The following is a 19824-nucleotide window of genomic DNA, read 5'->3' as shown; positions in this document are numbered from 1 at the left end:
TGTGTCCAGCACGGGCGGCCCCCAGGGCGTACGGTCGATGTGTCAGACCCGGACCGCCTCCCGGTCTGCCGGACCGTCCGCCCCGTTCTCGGGTGTGGCCGCCCTGTGCGCGAGTGCCTCGCCCTCCACGTCGACCCGGGGCAGCACCTTGTCCAGCCAGCCCGGCATCCACCAGGCTGCCTTGCCGAGCAGCGCCAGTACGGCGGGCACGAGCGCCATCCGGACGACGAAGGCGTCGAACAGGACGGCCACCGCCAGTCCGAAGCCGATCATCTTGATGATGGACTCGCCGGCTCCGATGAACCCGGAGAAGACGGCCATCATGATCAGCGCGGCGGCGACCACGACACGTGCGCTGTAGCGGAACCCGGTGACGACCGCCTGCGCGGGCCCGTCCCCGTGGACGTACGCCTCCCGCATCCGGGCGACCAGGAACACCTCGTAGTCCATCGCGAGGCCGAAGACGATGCCCACCAGGAAGATCGGCATCATGCTCATGATCGGACCGGTGGTCTCCACACCGAGCAGGTCCGCGCCCCAGCCCCACTGGAAGACCGCGATCACGGAACCGAGCGCCGCCAGGACGGAGAGGAGAAAGCCCAGGGCCGCCTTGATCGGTACGAGGATCGACCGGAAGACCAGCAGGAGCAGCACGATGGCCAGACCCACGACCACGATCAGGTACGGGATCAGCGCGTCCTGCATCTTCTGGGCGACGTCGATGTTGGCCGCCGTGGTGCCGGTGACGCTGAACTCCGCGTCCGTGCCGGCCACTACCGCCGGCCGCTCGGACCGGATCTTCTTCACGAGGTCCTGCGTCTTCTTGTCGGTCGGCGCGTCGGCCGGGACCGCCGAGAAGATCGCCGTGTCACCGGCCGTGTTGAAGCGGGCCTGAGAGACGGACACGACCCCCTTCGTGGCGGCGATCTTCTCGGAGATCGTCGCCACCGCCCCCTTGGCGTCGGCGGCCCCCTTGGCGTCCACGACGATCGTCAGGGGGCCGTTGAAGCCGGGGCCGAAGGCCGTCGCGAGGTCGTCGTAGGCGCGGCGCTCGGTGGTGGAGGTCGGCTTGGCCTCGTCGCCGGACGTGCCCAGCTGGAGGTCCATGACCGGTATCGCGAGGGCGCCGAGACCGGCCACCGAGGCGATCAGCACCGGGATCGGACGGCGCAGCACGAACCGGGCCCAGCGCGTGCCGCCGTTCTGCTCGGCGGCCGGCTTGATCCGTCCGGCCTTGCGGGCGGAGCGCGAGAGGAGCGCGTTCGGCCAGAAGCCGACGAGGGCCGGGACCAGCGTCAGCGCGACGAGCACACCGACACCGACCGCGCCCGCCGCCGCGAGCCCCATCTTCGTCAGCATCGGTACGCCGACCACCATGAGCCCGGCCAGCGCGATGACGACGGTGAGACCGGCGAAGACGACCGCCGACCCGGCCGTGCCGGTCGCGAGCGCCGCCGCTTCCTGCGGGCTGTGCCCCTTGCCGCGTTCCTCCCGGTACCGGGACACGATGAACACCGCGTAGTCGATACCGCAGGCCAGGCCCAGCATGCTGGCGAGCGTCCCGGTCGTCGACGACAGCCCGAGCGCGCTGCTCAGCGCCAGGATCGAGGCCATGCTGACGCCGACCCCGATGACCGCGGTCAGCAGCGGCAGCCCGGCCGCGGCCATCGAGCCGAAGGTGATGAGGAGGACGAGGGCCGCGATGGCGATACCGATCGCCTCCGCCGTACCGCCCGCCGCGGGCGTCGTCGCCAGCGCCGTACCGCCGACCTCGACGGTCAGCCCCGAGCCCTGCGCCTCCTTGATGGCGGCCCTGAGGTGGTTCTTGGTGGCGTCGCTGAGATCGTCGGGCTTCGCGTTGTAGCTGACGGTGGAGTACGCGGTCGAGGCGTCCTCGCTGACCGCCTTGGCCTGGAAGGGATCGGCGGCGGACGAGACCTGTGAACCGTCGGCCACCTCGCCCACGAACTTCTCGATCGCCGCCCGGTTCTCGGTGGCGGTGACCTTCTCGCCGCCCGGGGCGACGAAGACCACCCGGGCACTGGCGCCATGTGCGTTGGAGCCGGGGAACCGCTGGTCCATCAGGTCGAATGCCTTCTGGGACTCGATCCCCGGCATCGTGTTGTCCGCGTCGGGAGCGGCGGGCGCCGTGGCCGCACCGGCACCGACGGCGGCGAGCACCGCCACCCACATCAGGGCGACGTACCAGCGCCGCCGGAAGGCCAGTCGGCCCAGCTTGTACAGGAAGGTAGCCACGAGGGGGAGGTCTCCACATCATCGGAACTCGGGTACCTGCCAAGGCTCCCGGTACCGACCCCCTCCCGTCGTCGTGCGCCTGTCGACATTCGCGACTACTGAGAACGCAGTACACACGCCCTCACCGGTCGTTCCTGCGGCCGACGGGCGGTACCCCTCGGGTAGGGGTACCGCCCGCGACGATCAGCAGACCTATGACGGTCAGGACACGTACGACGCGCCCTGCGCCGTACTCACCACCGTGTTCGCGTTCGCCTGCGTGAGCAGCCCCGCCGTCACCCAGGCGGCCGTCGTCGACTGCACCCGGGAGACCAGCGCCGCCTTGTTCGCGAAGGGCGCCCCCGCCCAGATCTCGTCGAGCAGCGTCGTGCCGTCGGCCTTCGCCGGATTGGCGACCCCGGAGGAGACGGTCCCGAACACGACCGTCGGCTCGGCGCGCCGGACGTAGGCGTGTGTCGCGTCCTCGGTCCCTTCGCTGAACGGCGCGAACTCGGTGCCGTTCAGCGTGTAGTGCAGCGGCTTGCCGCTCACCGGGGTGAGGGAGGGCAGCAGATCGCCGGAGAGCGCCGCGTTGCGGTACAGCCCGAAGGAGAGGTAGCTGGTGCTCGAACTCCGCGCGACCAGGTTCACCGGGCCGTAGAACAGGGTCTGGAGCGACGGGTCGTCGAGCGCCTTCTCGACCCGCAGCCGGAACGGCACACTGATCCGTACGACATCCCCGGCACGCCAGGTCCGCGACACCGCGAAGTAGCTCCCGGCGACCGGAGTCCCGCTCACCGCCTGCCCGTTGACCGTCACCTGGAACCCGGCCGTCGCCCAGACCGGCACCCGCAGCCGCAGCGCGAAGGCCGCGCTGCCGCCCCCGAAGGTGAGCGTGGTGCCCTGCTCCTGCGGATACGCGGTGGTCTGGGTGACCGTGACGCCCTTCTCGGCCCAGGTCAGCGTTGAGGGGCTGTACAGGTTGACGTACAGGGAGGCGCCGTCGGCCGACTTGAAGTACACCGAGTCCTGGTACTTGGTGGCGCTCTCCATGCCGGTGCCCTCGCAGCAGGTCGTCCCCTGCTTGGGCGTGTAGTCGCGCACGTGCCCGGGCGTGAGCCCGATGAAGTACGTGACCAGCGGCTTCTCGGCGTCGGCCTTGTCCTGCTTGGAGCCGAGCACCTGGTTGTACAGCGCCCGCTCGTAGTAGTCCATGTACTTCGGGTCCTGCTCGTGGAAGAACAGCATCCGGCTCAGCTTGAGCAGGTTGTAGGCGCAGCAGGTCTCGGCGTTGGTGTCGCTGATCGTGCCCGCGATCACCCCGCGCGCCCTCCAGAACTCGCCCGTGCTGGTGCCGCCGATCCCGTACATGCGCTGCGGGATCACCATGCCCCAGAAGTTCTTCGCGGCGGTCAGATAGCGGGTCTCGGCCGTCGCGTCGTACAGCCGTACGTATCCGGTGAAGATCGGGATGTGCTGGTTGGCGTGCAGGCCGTTGAGGATGTCGTTGTTCGCCGCGCAGGCGTCGATGAGCGTGTCGAGGTCGAACAGCTTGGCCAGGGCGAGGTGTTCGGCCTTTCCGGTGATCGTGTACAGGTCGACGATCGTCTCGACGATCCCGCCGAACTCACCGCTGGAGAAGATCCCCCACATCCGCTGGAGGGTGGCGTCGGGGAGCTTGGACAGCCGGGAGTACATCCAGTCGCACATGCCCGACGCGAGGTCCAGCGCCCGGGCGTCGTCCGTCGCGAGATAGGCGTCCAGCAGCCCCTTCAGGATCTTGTGCGCCGTGTAGTAGGGCGCCCACACCTTCGTGTAGTCGCCGCTCGTCATCGACTCCAGCGCGATGAACTGCGTCTCCGGGTAGGCGGCGAGGAAGCCCTGGTGGCTCGGGCCGCCCCAGGTACGGCGCAGGGTGGCGGTCAGCCCGCGCCCGGAGGCGTCGCCGAAGGTCCCGCCGGTGGTGGCGGAGAAGTAGTACGAGGCGAGATTGCCGAGCCCGGCCGAGGAGTTCTTGGCCTCGTTGGTCTGGAGAGAGGTGATGTCGGCGGCGGTCAGGGCGCGCGAGTAGACGTTGAACTCGTCGAAGGCGCCCGCGTAGACCGGGTCGCCGGAGTAGTTCGAGCGGCCCAGCCAGTTGTTCGTCAGGGTGCCCAGGACGGACGGGTTGAGGGTCATCGCGGTGTTCGTGGCGACGGCGGTGCCGTTGACGTAGAGGGTGCCCGTGGTGCCGGAGATGGTCACCGCGAGGTGGCTCCACTGGTTCAGCGGCAGCGCGGCGCTGCCGTTGAGGCCCTGTTCGCCGCCGGGACCGCTGGTGGTGATGGCGAACCGCGGCACCCCGCCGGCGTTGCGGGAGGCCAGGTACATGTACCGGGTGGTGTCGTTGCCGAAGTCGAAGACGCGCTGCCAGTTGGCGTCGTGCGTGGGCCTGACCCAGATCGACAGGGTGATCGCCGCGGCACCGCCCAGGACGGCCGCCGGAAGGTCGACGTACTGGTAGGAGCCCCGGACGTTCTCGTGCGCGCCGCCCCACTTGCCGGTGACGGTGAGCATGCGCGGGTCGGTGCGCAGCGCGGCGCGTACGTCGGTCAGCGCGCCGACCATCGTCCCGATCTTGGTGGCGTAGGCCTGGTCGCCGGTGCTCGCGTAGGCCTGCGACAGCATGCTGAGGAAATGACCGGTGTAGTGGCCGCGCAGATTGCCGTTGGCCTCGCCGTCCAGGCCCTCCCAGCCGCCGGGCGCGACCGCGCCACCCGTGGAGAGTCCGGCGTTCGCCCGGAAGACCTGGAGCAGCCGGTTCACGTCGTACCCGCGCCCGTGGTCCAGCATCAGCTGGCGCTTGCTCGCGAAGACGCCCGAGCCGAGCGAGACCTCCTTCAGCTCGAAGGGGCGGAGTGTCCAGGCGGTGGGCGCGGGCAGGACAGCGGCGGCGGCCCGGCCGGAAGCGGCGTAGGCGAACGCGGGCGTGGCGGCGGCGAGTATCGCGCTCTGGAGAAGGAACCGTCTGGAGAGGTGGGGGGTCACATGTGCCTCGTCTCTGAGGGGATGCGGAGGTGCGGTGCCGGGGAAGGGCCGCCTACTCGGCGTAATAGGTCGCGTCCTGCTGGTCGAGGGAGGTGCTCAGCGTCTGGAGCTGGAGCAGGCTGTTGTAGTGCCGGATGTAGCGGCCCGGGAAGTTGTACGACTCGAAGGACACCCCGGCCGAGTCGGCGAGGCCCGCCCGCCGGGTGAAGGAGGCGTCGGCCAGGAAGGTGGCCGTGCCGTCGTTCTTCTCCACCCACAGCTCGTAGTTCTTGTGCCGGAGGTAGTAGCCGGGGAAGTTCGCCGACTCCAGCGAGACCGTGCCGGAGCCGGTCAGCCCGGTGACGATCCGGAACTGCGAGTCGGCGAGGTTGGTGACGTTCGCCTCGATCCTGGCCCGGAACTCCCAGTGCCGGATGTACCGGTCGGGGTAGTTGAACGAGGAGAGGCGGACCGGGGTGAGCCCGTCGGAGACCGGGATGCCGAAGTTCGGGGTGCCGTCGGCGTTCCAGTACAGCTTCTGGTAACGGGTGCGCCGGTTGGGGTCGTTGAGCGGATCGCCGCTGATGTCCTTGTAGTTGCGGTCGTGGTAGACGAGGACGTCGGACTTGCCGTCCTCGGAGACCGTGAACGTGTTGTGGCCCGGCCCGTACTGCCCGGTCGAGGCGTTGCTCGTGAACACCGGCTGCGAACTCTTGGTCCAGGAGGCCGGGTTGAGCAGATCGGCGGAGGCGGACGCGGTGAGCAGGCCCAGGCAGTAGTTGGCGTCGGTGGCGCTGGCCGAGAACGCCATGAAGACCTTGCCGCCCCGCTGGATGACCGACGGCCCCTCGTTCACCGTGTGCCCGATGATCTCCCAGGACAGCGTGGGCCGGGAGATCATCGCCGGAGTCCCGCTGATCGTCCAGGGGTTGGACATCTTCGCGAGGTAGAGGTTGGTGCCGTCGCCGACGGCCGGGTCGTTCTGCGCCCAGCTCAGATACCGCGTCCCGTTGACCACGAACGTCGTCGCGTCGAGCGAGAAGGTGTCCAACGGCAGGGCGATGCGGCCCTTCTCGGTCCAGGTCCCGGTGATCGGGTTGGCGGCCGAGGTCTCCAGGACGTAAGGCCGGATCTTCCAGATGTCGTTGGAGGCGCCGGCCGCGAAGTAGATGTACCACTTGCCGTCGATGTAGTGGATCTCCGGAGCCCAGATGTGGGCGCCCATCTCACCGCTGGCGTGCTTGGTCCAGATCGTCGTCTCGGCGGCGGACGCCAGGCCCTGGAGCGTGGTGGCCCGGCGCAGCACGATCTTGTCGTACGCGGGGACCGTGGCGGTGAAGTAGTAGTAGCCGTCGGTGTGCTTGTAGATGTGCGGGTCGGCGCGCTGCGCGGCGATCGGGTTGGTGAAGGTGACGGCCGGGGAGGCAGGGACGGCGGCGAACACCGGGGTGCCGACGGCGACGGGCACGGTCACGGCGACGACCAGGGCCGTGCAGGCCTTGAGGAGCGTGCGTCTGCTGGTCGAGCTGCTGCGGGTGCGGTCCACGGCGAGTCTCCTTCAGCGGCCTGTTCCCTGGCCGACATTGTTCGATATATGGAACGGTGTACGGAGGTTCGACCGAAAGATAGGTATGGGGCGTGAGCGAGTCAATGTTTCCGACAGGTTGAATGCCGGCTGATCGCTCACGCCACCGATACGCACCCCGATACGCCCGCCGAAGATCGCCTAGAAACGGGCCCCGATGTTCGTACCGGCGCGCGGCACAAGGAAGTTGGGAGCGGCGGGCAGCGAACCGTCCGCCCGACGCGAGCCGGTGACGGCCGCCGGGTCGGTGCTCAGCACTGACGCGGCGTTCCAAGTGCCGCCCAGATCCCAGGAGTTGCCGGTGGAGACGGTGACGGAGCCGAGGGCGACGGCCCGTCCGTCGGCGACCGACAGGTTGGCGTTGAGGGTGGCGCGTCCCCCGGAGGTGTCCACGTCGAAGCCGGTGCCCGCGTTCCCGTACGCGGTACTGCGGTTGACGCTGAGGGCACCCGGATTGCCGTTGTCCGTGATGCCGTGCGCCGCGTTCCTGAACGCGGCCGTGTTGCGCAGGACGTGCGCCGTGGCGGGCGCCGGTGTGCCGCCGCCGAGCTTGAAGCCGTTGCCGTCGCCCGCGAAGTCGGGGAAGTTCCAGCGGTTGACGCCGTTGCCGTACGCGATGGTGTTCTCGATCGTGATCGGCGAGGTGAACTTCCAGGCGTCGAAGCCGTCGTCGACGTTGTTCCACAGCCGCGCGCCCCGCACGACGTTGCCGGTCCCGCTGCCCTCCTTGACGGCCAGCCCGTCCGCGCTCTCGCCGTTCTTGCGCGGGTCGCGGTTGCCGTAACTGTCCAGGTCCAGGTCCAGGATCTGGTTGTGGGCGGAGGCGCCCTGGAGCTGGAAACCGGATTCGTAGTTGTCGTGGGTGATCAGGCGGGCGAAGACGTTGTTGTCGCAGCCGTCGCAGTACACGCCGTACGGCCCGTTCACGATCTCCAGCCCCGAGATCCGCCAGTAGGAGGCCTCCTGGTGGATCGCGCCGCGCTCGGCACGCGGGATGCTGCCGCCGACCGGCGTGTGGCTCGCCGGCAGTCGCTCCCCGTCGATCACGACCCGTTCGCCCGGGTAGCCGCCCAGGGTGATGGGCTGGGACGCGGTGCCGGAGGTGGCGATGGTGATGTTGTCGGTGAGCGCGTAGGTGCCCCCGCGTACGGTGATCGTGTCGCCCGGCTTCGCCAGGTCGACGGCCTTCTGAATGGTCCTCAGGGGGTGCGAGGGCGTGCCCGGCGCCGAGTCGTCGCCACCTGTCGCCACGACGAGGGTCGTCGCGGCACTCGCCCCCTCGGCGGCGCCCACGAGCATCCCCGCTGTCATTAACGCGGTGCCCAGGACCGCCGTTCCCGTCCGGATCGCTGCGTTGCGCATGTACGGCTCCCGCCTCTGCCTCGGCTCTGTCGCCAAGGAGTGGCCGCCGGCGCCGTGGAGGTTGCCGGGTCGGCCGACCGGACCGGGTGATGTGTCGTGAGCCTGGGACGGCGAGCGATCAGATACGCGAACGCTGCGGTTCTCGTCTCCACCGGTTCCTGGGCACCTCGCCCCGCCCCTGAACCGGCAGGCGCGGGCCACCTCGGAGCCGTGGGCCGGAGATCCGGATCCGACTGGACCGGGGCCGCGCGCTCCGCGTCCTGGTGGACGACGAACTCGTCTGCCAGGACGCGGAACTGGCCGACTTCAGCGTCGTACGGGCCCGCTGCACGGCCGAGTCCGGCGCGCCGAAGGATGCGCGGGAGGGTGAGGGCCGGACCCGCGGAGGTCGCCCACTACGGTTACTCGCCGTCCTCCAACCGGAAACCGACCTTCAGCCCGACCTGGTAGTGCTCGACCTGCCCGTCCACGATCTGGCCCCTGACCTGCGTGATCTCGAACCAGTCGAGGTTGCGGAGGGTCTGCGAGGCGCGGGTGATGCCGTTGCGGACGGCCTGGTCGACCCCCTCGTGCGAGGTGCCGACGATCTCCGTGACCCGATAGGTGTGGTTCGACATGCGGGGCTCCTCTCCGCGGTGACGGCGGCGTGGCGTCACCTGTGTCCGGTGTGTGGGGCGCGTCACTCCACCGTGCCCCAAGCGGCGGCGGAGCGCGAGGCGTCCCGGACACACAGGAGGGGATAAAAGTACGATATTCCAACCCGTCTGATGATATAAGAATCACGTCAGGAGATGGGACCGCACGCGTGGTGGTTCACGCGGCTGTGCCCGAGATCTGCCGATCAGGGGTTGAGAGGAGACCATGCGGCGGTTCAGAATCGCGATGTCCCGACAGGCGCCGACTACCGTGGCGCGCCGCCCCGTCCACCGTGAGGAAACGTGGGCGCAGTGGTATCGCCCCTTCTCTGTCTGTGTGGACCTTCTTGCCGCGGCCCTGCCGGTCGCTGCGACGTTCGTGGAGGTCGAAGAACCGCACCCGCTGCGCCTGGCGGCCACCGCAGCCCTGCTGTGGCCGCTGATCGGGCTGGTGAGTAAGCGCAACACGCCCTCGGCCTGGGGCGACGGAGGCGGCCTCCGGGCCGTCATACGGGACTGGCTGGTCCTGGTCGGCGCCCTGGCGACGCTTCGTGTGGTCTGCGGACTGGACAGCGTGCCCGCCGAGGCGTTCACGGCACTGATCCCCGCGCTGGTCGTCACGGGGGTCTGTCAGAAGATGATTCACCGTCACCTGCTGGCCGCCCGCCGGGAGGCCCGCGCCCTGCGTCACGTGGTGATCGTCGGCGAACCACCGACGGTCGACGCGGTGGTGGAGCAGCTCTCCCAGCGCACGGACCACGAGTACGTGATCGTCGGCTCCTGCCCGGTGGGAGAGGGCGACGTGCGCTCCGGGGTGCAGGTGTGCGTGCGGCTGCCCTGCGAGGAGCCCGAGACGCCCGAGGAGGACGCCGCGGCCGTGCTCGGGGCGGCCGACAAACTCGCGGCCGACCTGATCTTCGTGGCGCCGGGCCGGCACATGTCGGGCGACCGGGTGCGCCGGCTGTCCTGGATGCTGCACGACAGGGGCCGCTCCCTCATGGTGCTGCCCGGCGTCGTGGACGTGGCACGTCGGCGGATGCGGCTGACCTCGGCGGCCGGACTCACCCTGCTGCACATCGCACCACCGCTGCAGCGCGGCGCGCACACCGTGGCGAAGGCCGCGCTGGACCGGGTGAGCGCCCTGGTGCTGCTCCTTCTGCTCTCACCGCTGCTGCTCGTGCTGGCGCTGGCCGTCCGGCTCGGCTCGCCGGGTCCGGTCGTCTACCGCCAGACCCGGGTCGGCTGGAACATGCGGCAGTTCGCCATGTGGAAGTTCCGCACCATGGTGGTCGGCGCGGACCGGCTCAAGAGCGGTCTGGAGGCGGAGAACGAGAACGACGGGCACATGTTCAAGATGCGGCGGGACCCCCGGGTCACCCCGGTCGGCCGGATCCTGCGGCGTTACTCGCTGGACGAACTGCCCCAGTTGTTCAACATCCTCTTCGGCCACATGTCCCTGGTCGGTCCACGTCCCCCGTTGCCCGAGGAGGTCGTCAAGTACAACGGGATCGAGATGCGCCGGCTCAGTGTCAAACCGGGCCTGACCGGGCTGTGGCAGGTGAGCGGCCGGTCCGACCTGTCCTGGCGTGAAACGGTCGCACTCGACCTGCGTTACGTCGACAACTGGTCGCTGACCGGGGACATGAACGTCATGGCCCGTACCGTGCGCGCGGTGCTGGACGGCCAAGGCGCCTACTGAACAGGAGTGTGGTCCCGTGGGGCGTGCCGTCGGCCGGACCGGCACGCCCCACGGGCGGTCCTCCATCCAGGCAGGTCTGCCGCCAACACGCGGTGATCGAAGGCGCTCCGTCCCCGGGGCCGTGAAGGATCGCGGACGTGGACGTCTTGGGCCCCCGGAAGGGACACCGTCATGGCAAAGACCACAGCCGCACAGCCCGAAGCAGCACAGCCCGAAGCAGCACAGCCCGTAGTCGCACAGCCTGTAGTCGCACAGCCCGTAGTCGCACCGCCCGGAGCCGCCCCGCACGCGGGTGACGCGGCAGGGGAGACGGCGTACCGGGCGGTCGTGGCGCGATCCCTGCGCGGCTTCACCGGTGCCGGCTACGAGAAAGGCCGCCCCCCGCTGGTCCAGGCGGCCTGGTTCGCGGCTCTCCATCTGCTCTTCGTCAAATGGTGGTTCCCGGCCCGATGGCGGCCGGTACTGCTGCGTGCCTTCGGCGCCCGTGTCGGAGAGCGGGTGCTGATCCGGCGCGGGGTGCGCGTGCACTGGCCGTGGAAGCTGGACATCGGCGACGACGTGTGGATCGGCGAGGACGCCTGGATCCTCAACCTGGAACCGGTGACGATCGGCCAGGACTGCTGCGTCTCCCAGAGTGCGCTGCTGTGCACGGGCAGCCATCTCCGTCGTTCCGCCACCTTCGAGTTCGACAACGGCCCCATCCGGCTGGAGCCGGGCTGCTGGGTTGCGGCCCGCGCCGTCGTGCTGCGCGGCGTCACCGTCGGCCGGGACGCGGTGGTGGGGGCCGGTGCCGTCGCGCACCGGGACCTGGCGCCCGGCTCGGTCCTGACGGCGAGCGGTACGCCGGGAGCGGCCCCGGCCGTATCAGCGAAGGGAGTCACGGCATGAGACTGGTCCATGTGGTCACGCTCGTCAGCGACGACGGGGCCTTCGGCGGTCCGACGAGCGTGGCCGTCGCCCAGCTCGAGGAATGCGCCGCCCGCGGTCACGACGTCACGCTGGTGTCGCTGTGGCGGGGCAGGGCCCGCGCTTCGGAGCGCGTCGGAACCGTCCGTTTCGTCTCCCGCCCGGCACGCCGCCTCGTCCCGGGCCGAGGGTGCCTCGGACTCGCGCATCCCCTGCTGCTGTGGGACCTGTGGCGGACCATGGGGCGCGCCGACACCGTTCACCTTCATGCGGGACGGGACCTCGTTTCCCTCGCCGGGCTCGCCGTCGCCCGGCTCCGGCGCAAGGACTTCGTCACCCAGACGCACGGCATGGTCGAGCCCCGCACAGGTCTCGTCGCGCGGGTGTTCGACAGTCTGTACGTGCCCCTGCTGCGCCGGGCACGCTGCTGCCTGGTGCTCACCGAGCGGGAGCGACGGGCACTGACCGAGGTGCTGGGCCCGGACGGGCCACCGCTGGTGTCACTGCCCAACGGCCTGCGCACGTCCGGCGAGCGGCCTGGCACTCGGCCGAGGGACGACAACCAGGTGATCTTCCTCGCCCGGCTGCACCCGCGCAAGCGCCCCGAGGCGTTCGTCGAGATGGCCGCCCTGGTCCACAAGGAGATCCCCGAGGCACGCTTCACGCTGTACGGAGCGGACGAGGGATCCCTCGCGGCGGTGAACGGGCTCGTCATGGACCGCGGGCTGACGGATGTGGTCTCCTACGGCGGCGCGCTGGAGCACTCCGCGGCGCTCGAGGCCTACCGGAGAGCCGCCGTGTACGTCCTGCCGAGCGTGCACGAGCCGTTCCCGATGACGGTCCTGGAGGCACTGGCCGAGGGAACACCGGTCGTGTGCACGGACAGCAGCGGCATCGCGGCCGAACTGGAGCGCCGACAGGCGGCGCTGGTGACCGACGGCAGCCCGGAGGCCCTGGCCGATGCGGTGGCCGCGCTCCTCGTCGACGAACAGCTGCGCAGCCGACTGGCCGAGGCGGGTCGTCGCGCGATCGACGAGGTGTTCTCCATCCGGGCCGTCGTGGACCAGCTCGAGGGCATCTACCAGGACCGGCCGGGCGCGGGGTGACACAGGTGCGACGGCTGCCGGCCACCTCGGACCCGCCGGATCGACGGCGAGCCCTGGGTGGCCGGCGGCTTCGACCGACCAGGGGAGGCGGCCCGCCGGTGAGCCGCCGTCCGTGAGGAGAACGGCGGACTCCGGCGGCGGACCGGTCAGCGTGCGGCGCGGCCCTTCGCCGTCCGGAGGATGTCCTCGAAGCGCGAGGCGCAGTCCTCCAATGCGAACTCCCGTTCGGCCAGCGCGCGGCTCTCCTTGCCGAGCGCTTCGGAACGCGCCGGGTCGGACAGGACCTCCTGGACCCAGGCGAAGGCGTCGTCGAGTGAGGACTCCTCCGGCGGGAAGACAGCCGACCCCGCCTCGCGCAGCAGCTGCGCGGCCAGGTTGTCGGCGGGCATCAGGCCGAGCACGGGACGCCCGGCGCACAGATAGGACAGTGTCTTGGACGGGACGGAGAACTCCCCCGCGTCCGCCGCCAGGAGAACAACGAGGAGGTCGCCGGTGCCCAGGACCTCGGGCAGCCGCTCGTAGGGTTGGAAGGGCAGCAACGTCAGCTCGACGCCGCGGGCGGCCGCGGCCTCCCGGAGGACGGGCACGGCCGGACCGTCGTTGACGACGACGAGACGCACCGGAGCGCCGCGGTCCCGCAACCGTTCGGCCAGCTGCACGAGCAGGACCGGATTGTGTTTCAGCCCCAGGGTGCCGGAATACAGCATGGTCCGCACTCCGCTCAGACCCTGCTCGGCCGACCAGGCGTTGGCTCGGGCCACCGGCACGATCTCGTCCAGCGGTGCCCAGTTGGGAATGACGGTGACCTTGCCGGCCGTGCCCCACTGCTCGTGGATCCGCACGAATGACTCGGCGATCACCACGATGGCCGAGGCCCGGCGCGCCGACCACTTCTCGCCCGCCCCGAAGACGGTGGCGGCGACGCCCATCGACTTCGCGACGTCGGCGGCGGCGAAGCGCTTGAGTGCGACGGCGGTCACGTCCTGGTGCCACAGCACCCAGGGGATGCGCAGCCGCCTCAGCACGGCCGCCGCCACGACCAGCACCGGAATGGGCAGATTGGACAGCATCACCACATCGGGCTTCTCGCGCCGTACCTGCCGGGCCAGTTCGAGGCCCAGCAGGGTCTCCTGGTGGAGCCGGCGGAAGTACGCCTCCTTCCTGAGCGCGGTGCTGTCCCCGATGGTGACGAAGCGGAGGCCGGGGGTGTCTTCGGCGAGGTTGCCCTTGCCGGAGACGTAGGCCGTACACGTGGAGTGGACGACATCGTGACCGCGGCGTGCCAGCTCCCGGCTGAGCTGGGCCTGGAACGGGTGGCCGCTGTAGTCGTGGACGAGGATCCTCATCGGCTCGTGGTGTCCTGGTGCTCGGTCGGGTGTCACTGGTGGGAGCGCTTGACCTGGTCGTAGACCCACGCGTAGGTCTTCTCCAGACCGTCGACGAGGGAGACCGACGGCTCCCATCCGTAGATCTCGCGGATCAGGGTGTTGTCGGAGTTGCGCCCGCGCACGCCCTGCGGGGCGTCGAGCCGGTGGGCGCGCTCGCAGCGGACGCCGGCGATCCGCTCGACGATGTCGACGAGCTGGTTGATGGTCACCAGTTCCGACGATCCGAGGTTGACCGGTACACCGCTGTCCCCGTGCATGATCATCTGGCTGCCGTGGAGGCAGTCGTCGATGTACATGAAGGAGCGGCTCTGCTGTCCGTCGCCCCAGATCTGCAGCCGGTGGTCACCGGAGAGGACCGCCTCGGCCACCTTCCGGCACACCGCGGCCGGAGCCTTCTCCCGTCCGCCGGTCCAGGTGCCGTGCGGGCCGTACACGTTGTGGTAGCGGGCGACGCGGGTGACGAACCCGTGGTCCTCGGTGTAGTGACGGCACATCCGCTCGGAGAAGAGCTTCTCCCAGCCGTAGCCGTCCTCCGGCAGCGCCGGATAGGCGTCCTCCTCCTTCAAGGCGGTGACGTTCGGGTCGGTCTGCTTGTCGGCGGCGTAGACGCAGGCGGACGAGGAGTAGAAGTAGCGCTCCACGCCGGCCTCGTGCGCCGCCTGGAGCATGTGGGTGCTGGTCAGCACCGACATCATGCAGGCGGCCTTGTTGTTCTCGATGAAGCCCATGCCGCCCATGTCGGCGGCGAGCATGTACACCTGCCGGGCGTCCCGGACGCCCGCGCGAGCACTGTCCAGGAGCGACAGGTCGGCGATCACGTTCTCGGCGTCCTCGTGGACCTGGTACCACTCGTGCCGGGGCTTGATGTCGATGGAGCGGACGGTCAGCCCTTGGGCGAGCAGGTCGCCCACGAGATGGCCACCGATGAATCCGCCGCCTCCAGCGACGACGACGTCGACCCGCTTGCTCATGCGCAACTCCTCTGGGAATCCGGAGATCTGATCTGAGGTCAGCCGAGACCTGCGCGATAAGCTATGCAGACTTGTCATGATTTGGGGTAAATGGCACGCCGCCCGATGAACAAGATCACCCGATGACTCTCTCGCCGAGGTGGCGGCACCGAAGTCAAGGATTCGTGCGCGCCTGGGGCGATTTAATAATTAAGCACGCTATATATCGTTCAGTGATGTTTCGTCCAGAATGCTCACTCGGCAGAGAGGTCGGGATGCAGGACGCTCGCGTCCGCAGTGTGGCTGCGGTTTCCCTCTGGGCCGTGGTGCTGACCGTCCTGCTGCCGGGGCTGATCCTCCAGTCGGACGGCGTGCACCTGTCGGCCGCACTGGCCCTTCAAGGTGTCGTCGTGGCGCACACCGGCGGTGCGCTCGCCCGCGTGCTCACCGCGGGCACCGTGCGGTTCATCGCCTTCGGCTTCTGGGTCTTCGTCTACATCTGGCTCGGTCTGGCCCCTTTGGCGATGCTCGCCGTCGACACCTACCCGTGGCCCAACCGGACCAGCGAGGTGACCGCCTTCCAGGCGGTGGCCGTCGTCGAACTGGGTCTCGTCGCCTACAGCGCCGGAACGGTCCTCGCCGCCCGCCGTGGCCACGCCCGCGCGGCCTGTGCTCCACCGGGATTCCTGGAACGACTTCTCTCCCGGCGTCTTTCTCCCTGGCGACTGCTGGCACTGTGCGGGCTCGCCCTCGCCCTGGCGGTGCTGCTGATCTCGGGCCAACCCGGCCGTCTCGGCGCGTACTTCACAAGTCGTCAGGCCATCACGGAGGTCGGCGCCCCCGACAACGGGCAGGGCGGCTTCATGCAGGTGCTGCTCAGCTGGTCGCTGTCCGTGCCCGCCTTCTGGGCGCTGCTGGGCCTGCTGCGCGTACCCCGCCTGCCCGGCGGCGACCGATGGCTGCGCGGCGTCCGCTGGCTGCTGCTGCCTGTGCTCCTCGCGCTGAACGCCGTCGTCAACAACCCCATCAGCAAGCCGCGGTTCTGGGTCGGCACGGTCCTGCTGACCCTGCTGTTCACCGCGCCCCGGCTGTGCCGGCCCCGTGCCTTCCGCATCGCGGCGGCCGCTCTCATCGCGGCGCTCCTGCTCGTCTTCCCGTACAGCGACTACTTCCGCTACAGCGAGCGGGAGGACGTCGCCGTCGTCTCCCTCGCCGACCAGTTCACCACCAACGGCGACTACGACGCCTTCCAGCAGGTGCAGACCGGACTCGACTACGCCCGGGAGAACGGGTTCTCCCCGCAGGACGCGCTCGGCCCCCCGCTGTTCGCGGTGCCGCGCTCGATGTGGCCCGGGAAACCCGAAGACACCGGCATCACCCTGGCCAGGTACGCGGGGTACGACTTCCTCAACCTCTCCGCGCCCCTGTGGATCGAGAGCTACCTGTGGGCCGGCCCCTACGCGGTGGTCATCGTGTTCCTCCTGCTCGGCGCGGCCGGACGGCGTGCGGACGACGTACGCCACCGGCTGCGCGACCGGCCGGACACCGTCGCCGCCCTCATGGTCCCCGCCTTCGCCTTCTACCAGATGGTCCTCCTGCGCGGCAGCCTGCTCGGCATCGCGGGCCCACTGACCCTGCTGCTGGCCATCCCGCTGCTCATCAGCATCCCGACCGTCAGGACATCCCGGTTCCCCTCATCGGCGGCGCCGACCGCACCCACCCGTCATGCATCGATCCCCGGAACAGGAGGGCACCCGTGACCGGCCCCACCCCCATCGACGACCGGTACGACGAGCCGGACCAGCTACGCGACCAACTGCGCCGACTCCTGCGCCACCGCGTCCTGATCACGCTGGGAATCCTCCTGGGACTCCTCGGCGGGCTGGCGCTGTCGCTGCAGCGAGCTCACACCTACACCGCCACCAGCGAAGTCCTCGTGCGCTCCACCACCGACCCCTTCGGCGCGGTCGGCGTCTCCGCCGACAACCAGGTCAGTATGAGCACCGAGCAGCGGATCGCCGCAAGCGCGGCCGTCTCCCACCGCGTGCCACGGCTCCTGGGTCGCCCCGACAACCAGGCCGGCACGCTCGGCGCCCGGGTGCGGGTCACCAATCCGCTGAAGTCCCAGGTACTCCGTTTCGAGTTCACCGCCCGCGGGCCCCAGCGCGCGGCGCGCGGCGCCAACGCCTTCGCCGAGGCCTACCTCGCCGACCGCAAGAGCCGCAACGACGCCACGGTGCTGCGGGCCACCCGCGCCCTGGAGCAGCAGATCACCGTGCTGAACCAGCGGCTGGCCCAGAACCAGCTGGAGCGGGCGACCGCGACGCCCGCCGCGCAGAACCAGCTCTACAACCTGCAGAAGAAGGTCCTCGACATCAGGTCCCGCGACACCGACGGCGGTGACATCGTGCGCAGGGCCGTGGCCCCGACCCTGCCCGTGGGCCCCGGTCGGAAGACCCTGCTCGCCGTCGGACTGGCCTGCGGTCTCCTCCTCGGCATCGTGCTGGCCTGGATGCGCTCCGCCCTGGACACCCGGGTCCGGTCGGTGGGTGAGGTACGGGCCGCCCTGGGCGCCCCGGTGCTCGGCCTCCTGCCCTCGGACGACGGGGGCGACGACGCGCTGCTGACGGTCGGCCACACGGACAGTCCTCGCACGGAGGCGTACCGGGCCCTGGCCTTCCGTCTGCGGCAGCTCGGCAGCCCGGCCGGCCCCGGCAGCGTCCTGGTCGTGGCCCCCCGGCGTGCCGACGCCGCCGAGGAGGTCGGCGCCAACCTGGCCGCGGCCCTCGCCGAGGAAGGTGGCGACGTGCTGCTGGTGGACGCCGCCCCCGACACCTCCGGACTGGCCGGACGACTGCCGCTGCTGTCGTACGAAGCCCCCGCCCTGAAGGAGGGGTTCCGCTCCGAGAGCGGCGTCCTCGTCGACGCCGGCGTGACCGGACGCCTCACCTTCTCCTCGGGCGGCCACACCGGCCCGTACACCCGGGCCGCCCTCTCCGGGACCGACCGGACGGGGTCCGAGGCCGACACCTCCACCGTCGTCGTCACGGGGCCCTTCCTCGAGCACGCCGACGTGCTGGCGGTCGCTCAGCGCGTCGACGGCATCCTCGTGGTCACCGGCCTCGACGGCACCCGGCGCGACGACCTCCGGCAGGTGCAGGAGCTGATCGGCTGCTCCGGCGGACGCCTCCTGGGGGCGGTCCTCGATGCCGGGCGCCCACGCCGACGCCTGCGCGCGCTGTTCCGCCGCCGGAAGAACGGTCGCGTGTCGCCCGTCGACACCTCGACCATGGACCTTCCCCTGTACGACGGCACGCTCACCGTCACCCGCCGATGACCGCACCCGAAGCGACCGCTCGCCGCCGCGCCGGGGCCACCGCCCCGAGCGGGGTGGCCGCGGCCGCACGGGGCGGCTGGTGGGGGATGGCGGGGTCTCTCGCGAACGCCGTCTTCTCCTTCGTCTTCGTCGGCCTGATCACCCGGGCCGTCGGAGCGAACGGAGCGGGAGCGATCTTCACGGGCGTCGCCCTGTTCACCATTCTCAGCAACGCCTGCAAGCTCGGTGCCGACACCGGGCTTGTCCGCTTCGTCCCGCGCGACCTCGCCGTCGACGACGGCCGCTCGGTGGGGGCGCTGCTGCGCACGGCCGCCCTGCCGGCGGCCCTGGCCGGCACCACGGCCGCCGTGCCCCTGCTGCTGTTCCCGTCGGTGGCCACCACGCTCCTGCCCCACCTGCCCCCCGCGGACGCCGTCGCCCTGGTCCGGCTCTTCGGACTCTTCCTGCCCGCCGCCACCGTGGGCACGATCCTGCTCGCCGCCACCCGGGGCTACGGCACGGTGGTGCCGTTCGTCGGCGTGGAGCAGATCGGCAAACCGGTGCTGCGTGTGCTGATCGCCGTCCCTGTGGCCTGCTACGCGCCCGGACTGCTGGCCCTGGCCTCGGCCTGGCTGCTGCCCGCGCTGGCCGGCTCCGTGGCCGCCTGGTTCGCCCTGCGCCGCTGCCGCGCCGGCCACGGTACGCCGTACACCACGGGACCCGGGTCCGTGCCCTGGCGGACCTTCTGGGGTTTCGCCGCACCCCGCGCGGTCTCCTCCGTCTTCGACATCAGCGCCGTATGGGTCGGCGTCATCCTGCTGTCGGTCATGGCCACGGCCGACGACGCGGGGGTCTACACGGCGATCGGCCGCGTCGTCACCGCGGGCGCCCTCATCCAGCTGGCCGTCCGGCTCGCCTCCGCACCGGAGATCAGCCGCCTGCTCGCCGTCGACAAGGCCGCCGAGGCGCACGATCTGCACCGCGTCTCGACCTGCTGGATCGTGCTCTTCTCCTGGCCCCTGTTCCTCCTCGTCGCCGGCTTTCCGCGGACCGTTCTGTCCGTCTTCGGGCCGGAGTTCGTCGACGGTGCGCCCGCCCTGGTGCTGCTGTGCGCCGCCTCGATGGTCAATGTCGCGGTCGGCAACGCCCAGACCGTGCTCCTCATGGCCGGCCGCAGCTCCTGGCACCTGGCCGTCACCGCCGCGGCGTTCGCGGTGCAGCTGGCCGTCGGCGTGATCGCCGTGCCGGCCTGGGGTGTGCTCGGCGCCGCCGCGTCCTGGGGTGCGGCCATCGTCGTGGAGAACCTCGCGGCGGCCGTACTCATCCGGCTGGGCCTCGGCTTCACCTCCGTGAGCCGCGGCTACGTGAACGCCCTGGCCGCCGGTCTGTTCGTCGCGGTCGCCCTGGCGGCCTCCCGCGTGCTGGCAGGTGACACACCGACAGGACTCGCCGTGGGAATGGTCTTGGGAATATGTGTATTTGCTACTAGTTTGTGGCGATATAGGACGCCGCTGAGAGTGAGCGAGCTGGTCGGAGTGCTGCGCCGACGCGCTGCATGAGCCCAGACCCGGTCGTACCGTCCGGGCTCACCCTGTCGGCGTCACCTCCTCCGTACCACTTCCACAACTGCCACCGG

Annotated in this window: 13 protein-coding genes; 6 read left to right on the top strand and 7 right to left on the bottom strand. The window is 70.3% G+C overall.

Annotated elements, in window-relative coordinates; all coding sequences use genetic code 11:
• Positions 1-42: 42 nt before the first annotated feature.
• The 5 genes from ACFYXF_RS17730 to ACFYXF_RS17710 all read right to left on the bottom strand — a co-directional run bounded on the left by ACFYXF_RS17730 (position 43) and on the right by ACFYXF_RS17710 (position 8805).
• Positions 43-2256, bottom strand: a complete 2214-nt coding sequence (locus ACFYXF_RS17730; RefSeq protein WP_389350505.1) for an MMPL family transporter — start codon at positions 2254-2256, stop codon at positions 43-45.
• A gap of 201 nt (positions 2257-2457) precedes the next feature.
• Positions 2458-5262: a beta-L-arabinofuranosidase domain-containing protein gene (locus ACFYXF_RS17725; protein ID WP_389350504.1), complete on the bottom strand. Its 2805-nt coding sequence runs from the start codon at positions 5260-5262 to the stop codon at positions 2458-2460.
• Positions 5263-5314: 52 nt separating this feature from the next.
• The gene (locus ACFYXF_RS17720; protein WP_389350756.1) at positions 5315-6727 is read right to left on the bottom strand and encodes a family 43 glycosylhydrolase; all 1413 of its coding nucleotides are present in this window, start codon (positions 6725-6727) and stop codon (positions 5315-5317) included.
• 240 nt (positions 6728-6967) lie between these two features.
• Complete coding sequence (locus tag ACFYXF_RS17715) at positions 6968-8188, bottom strand: DUF1565 domain-containing protein (protein WP_389350503.1); 1221 nt, start codon at positions 8186-8188, stop codon at positions 6968-6970.
• Positions 8189-8589: 401 nt separating this feature from the next.
• Positions 8590-8805, bottom strand: a complete 216-nt coding sequence (locus ACFYXF_RS17710; RefSeq protein WP_369032224.1) for a dodecin — start codon at positions 8803-8805, stop codon at positions 8590-8592.
• A 355-nt stretch (positions 8806-9160) separates the two neighbouring features.
• Here ACFYXF_RS17710 and ACFYXF_RS17705 point away from each other — a divergent pair, with 355 nt between their 5' ends.
• From ACFYXF_RS17705 to ACFYXF_RS17695, 3 genes are all read left to right on the top strand, one after another.
• Positions 9161-10522 (top strand): exopolysaccharide biosynthesis polyprenyl glycosylphosphotransferase, encoded by a 1362-nt coding sequence (locus ACFYXF_RS17705; protein ID WP_389350502.1) that lies wholly within the window; start codon positions 9161-9163, stop codon positions 10520-10522.
• 327 nt (positions 10523-10849) lie between these two features.
• A complete protein-coding gene (locus ACFYXF_RS17700; protein WP_389350755.1) occupies positions 10850-11410 on the top strand; it encodes a DapH/DapD/GlmU-related protein in 561 nt (186 codons plus the stop codon).
• Complete coding sequence (locus tag ACFYXF_RS17695) at positions 11407-12534, top strand: glycosyltransferase (RefSeq protein ID WP_389350501.1); 1128 nt, start codon at positions 11407-11409, stop codon at positions 12532-12534. Before ACFYXF_RS17700 ends, ACFYXF_RS17695 begins: the two co-directional genes overlap by 4 nt.
• A 146-nt stretch (positions 12535-12680) precedes the next feature.
• Here the strand turns inward: ACFYXF_RS17695 and ACFYXF_RS17690 are convergent, their stop codons facing one another.
• The gene (locus tag ACFYXF_RS17690) at positions 12681-13880 is read right to left on the bottom strand and encodes a glycosyltransferase family 4 protein (RefSeq protein ID WP_389350500.1); all 1200 of its coding nucleotides are present in this window, start codon (positions 13878-13880) and stop codon (positions 12681-12683) included.
• A gap of 32 nt (positions 13881-13912) precedes the next feature.
• Positions 13913-14893 carry an NAD-dependent epimerase/dehydratase family protein gene (locus ACFYXF_RS17685; RefSeq protein ID WP_369032229.1) on the bottom strand — a complete coding sequence of 327 codons (981 nt, stop codon included), beginning with the start codon at positions 14891-14893 and terminating at the stop codon, positions 13913-13915.
• 278 nt (positions 14894-15171) lie between these two features.
• Here ACFYXF_RS17685 and ACFYXF_RS17680 point away from each other — a divergent pair, with 278 nt between their 5' ends.
• Genes ACFYXF_RS17680 through ACFYXF_RS17670 form a run of 3 tightly spaced genes read left to right on the top strand, consistent with a single transcriptional unit; the run spans position 15172 to position 19747 of the window.
• Positions 15172-16632 (top strand): hypothetical protein, encoded by a 1461-nt coding sequence (locus ACFYXF_RS17680; protein WP_389350499.1) that lies wholly within the window; start codon positions 15172-15174, stop codon positions 16630-16632.
• Complete coding sequence (locus ACFYXF_RS17675; RefSeq protein ID WP_389350498.1) at positions 16629-18209, top strand: hypothetical protein; 1581 nt, start codon at positions 16629-16631, stop codon at positions 18207-18209. Before ACFYXF_RS17680 ends, ACFYXF_RS17675 begins: the two co-directional genes overlap by 4 nt.
• Positions 18206-19747 carry a lipopolysaccharide biosynthesis protein gene (locus tag ACFYXF_RS17670; RefSeq protein WP_389350497.1) on the top strand — a complete coding sequence of 514 codons (1542 nt, stop codon included), beginning with the start codon at positions 18206-18208 and terminating at the stop codon, positions 19745-19747. The genes ACFYXF_RS17675 and ACFYXF_RS17670 overlap by 4 nt, the downstream gene beginning before the upstream one ends.
• Positions 19748-19824: the final 77 nt, after the last annotated feature.

The sequence above is a fragment of the Streptomyces sp. NPDC002680 genome, assembly GCF_042889145.1.
GTDB lineage: Bacteria > Actinomycetota > Actinomycetes > Streptomycetales > Streptomycetaceae > Streptomyces > Streptomyces adonidis.
The sequence above is the reverse complement of the archived record's forward strand: the minus strand, read 5'-3'. Positions and strand labels throughout refer to the sequence as shown.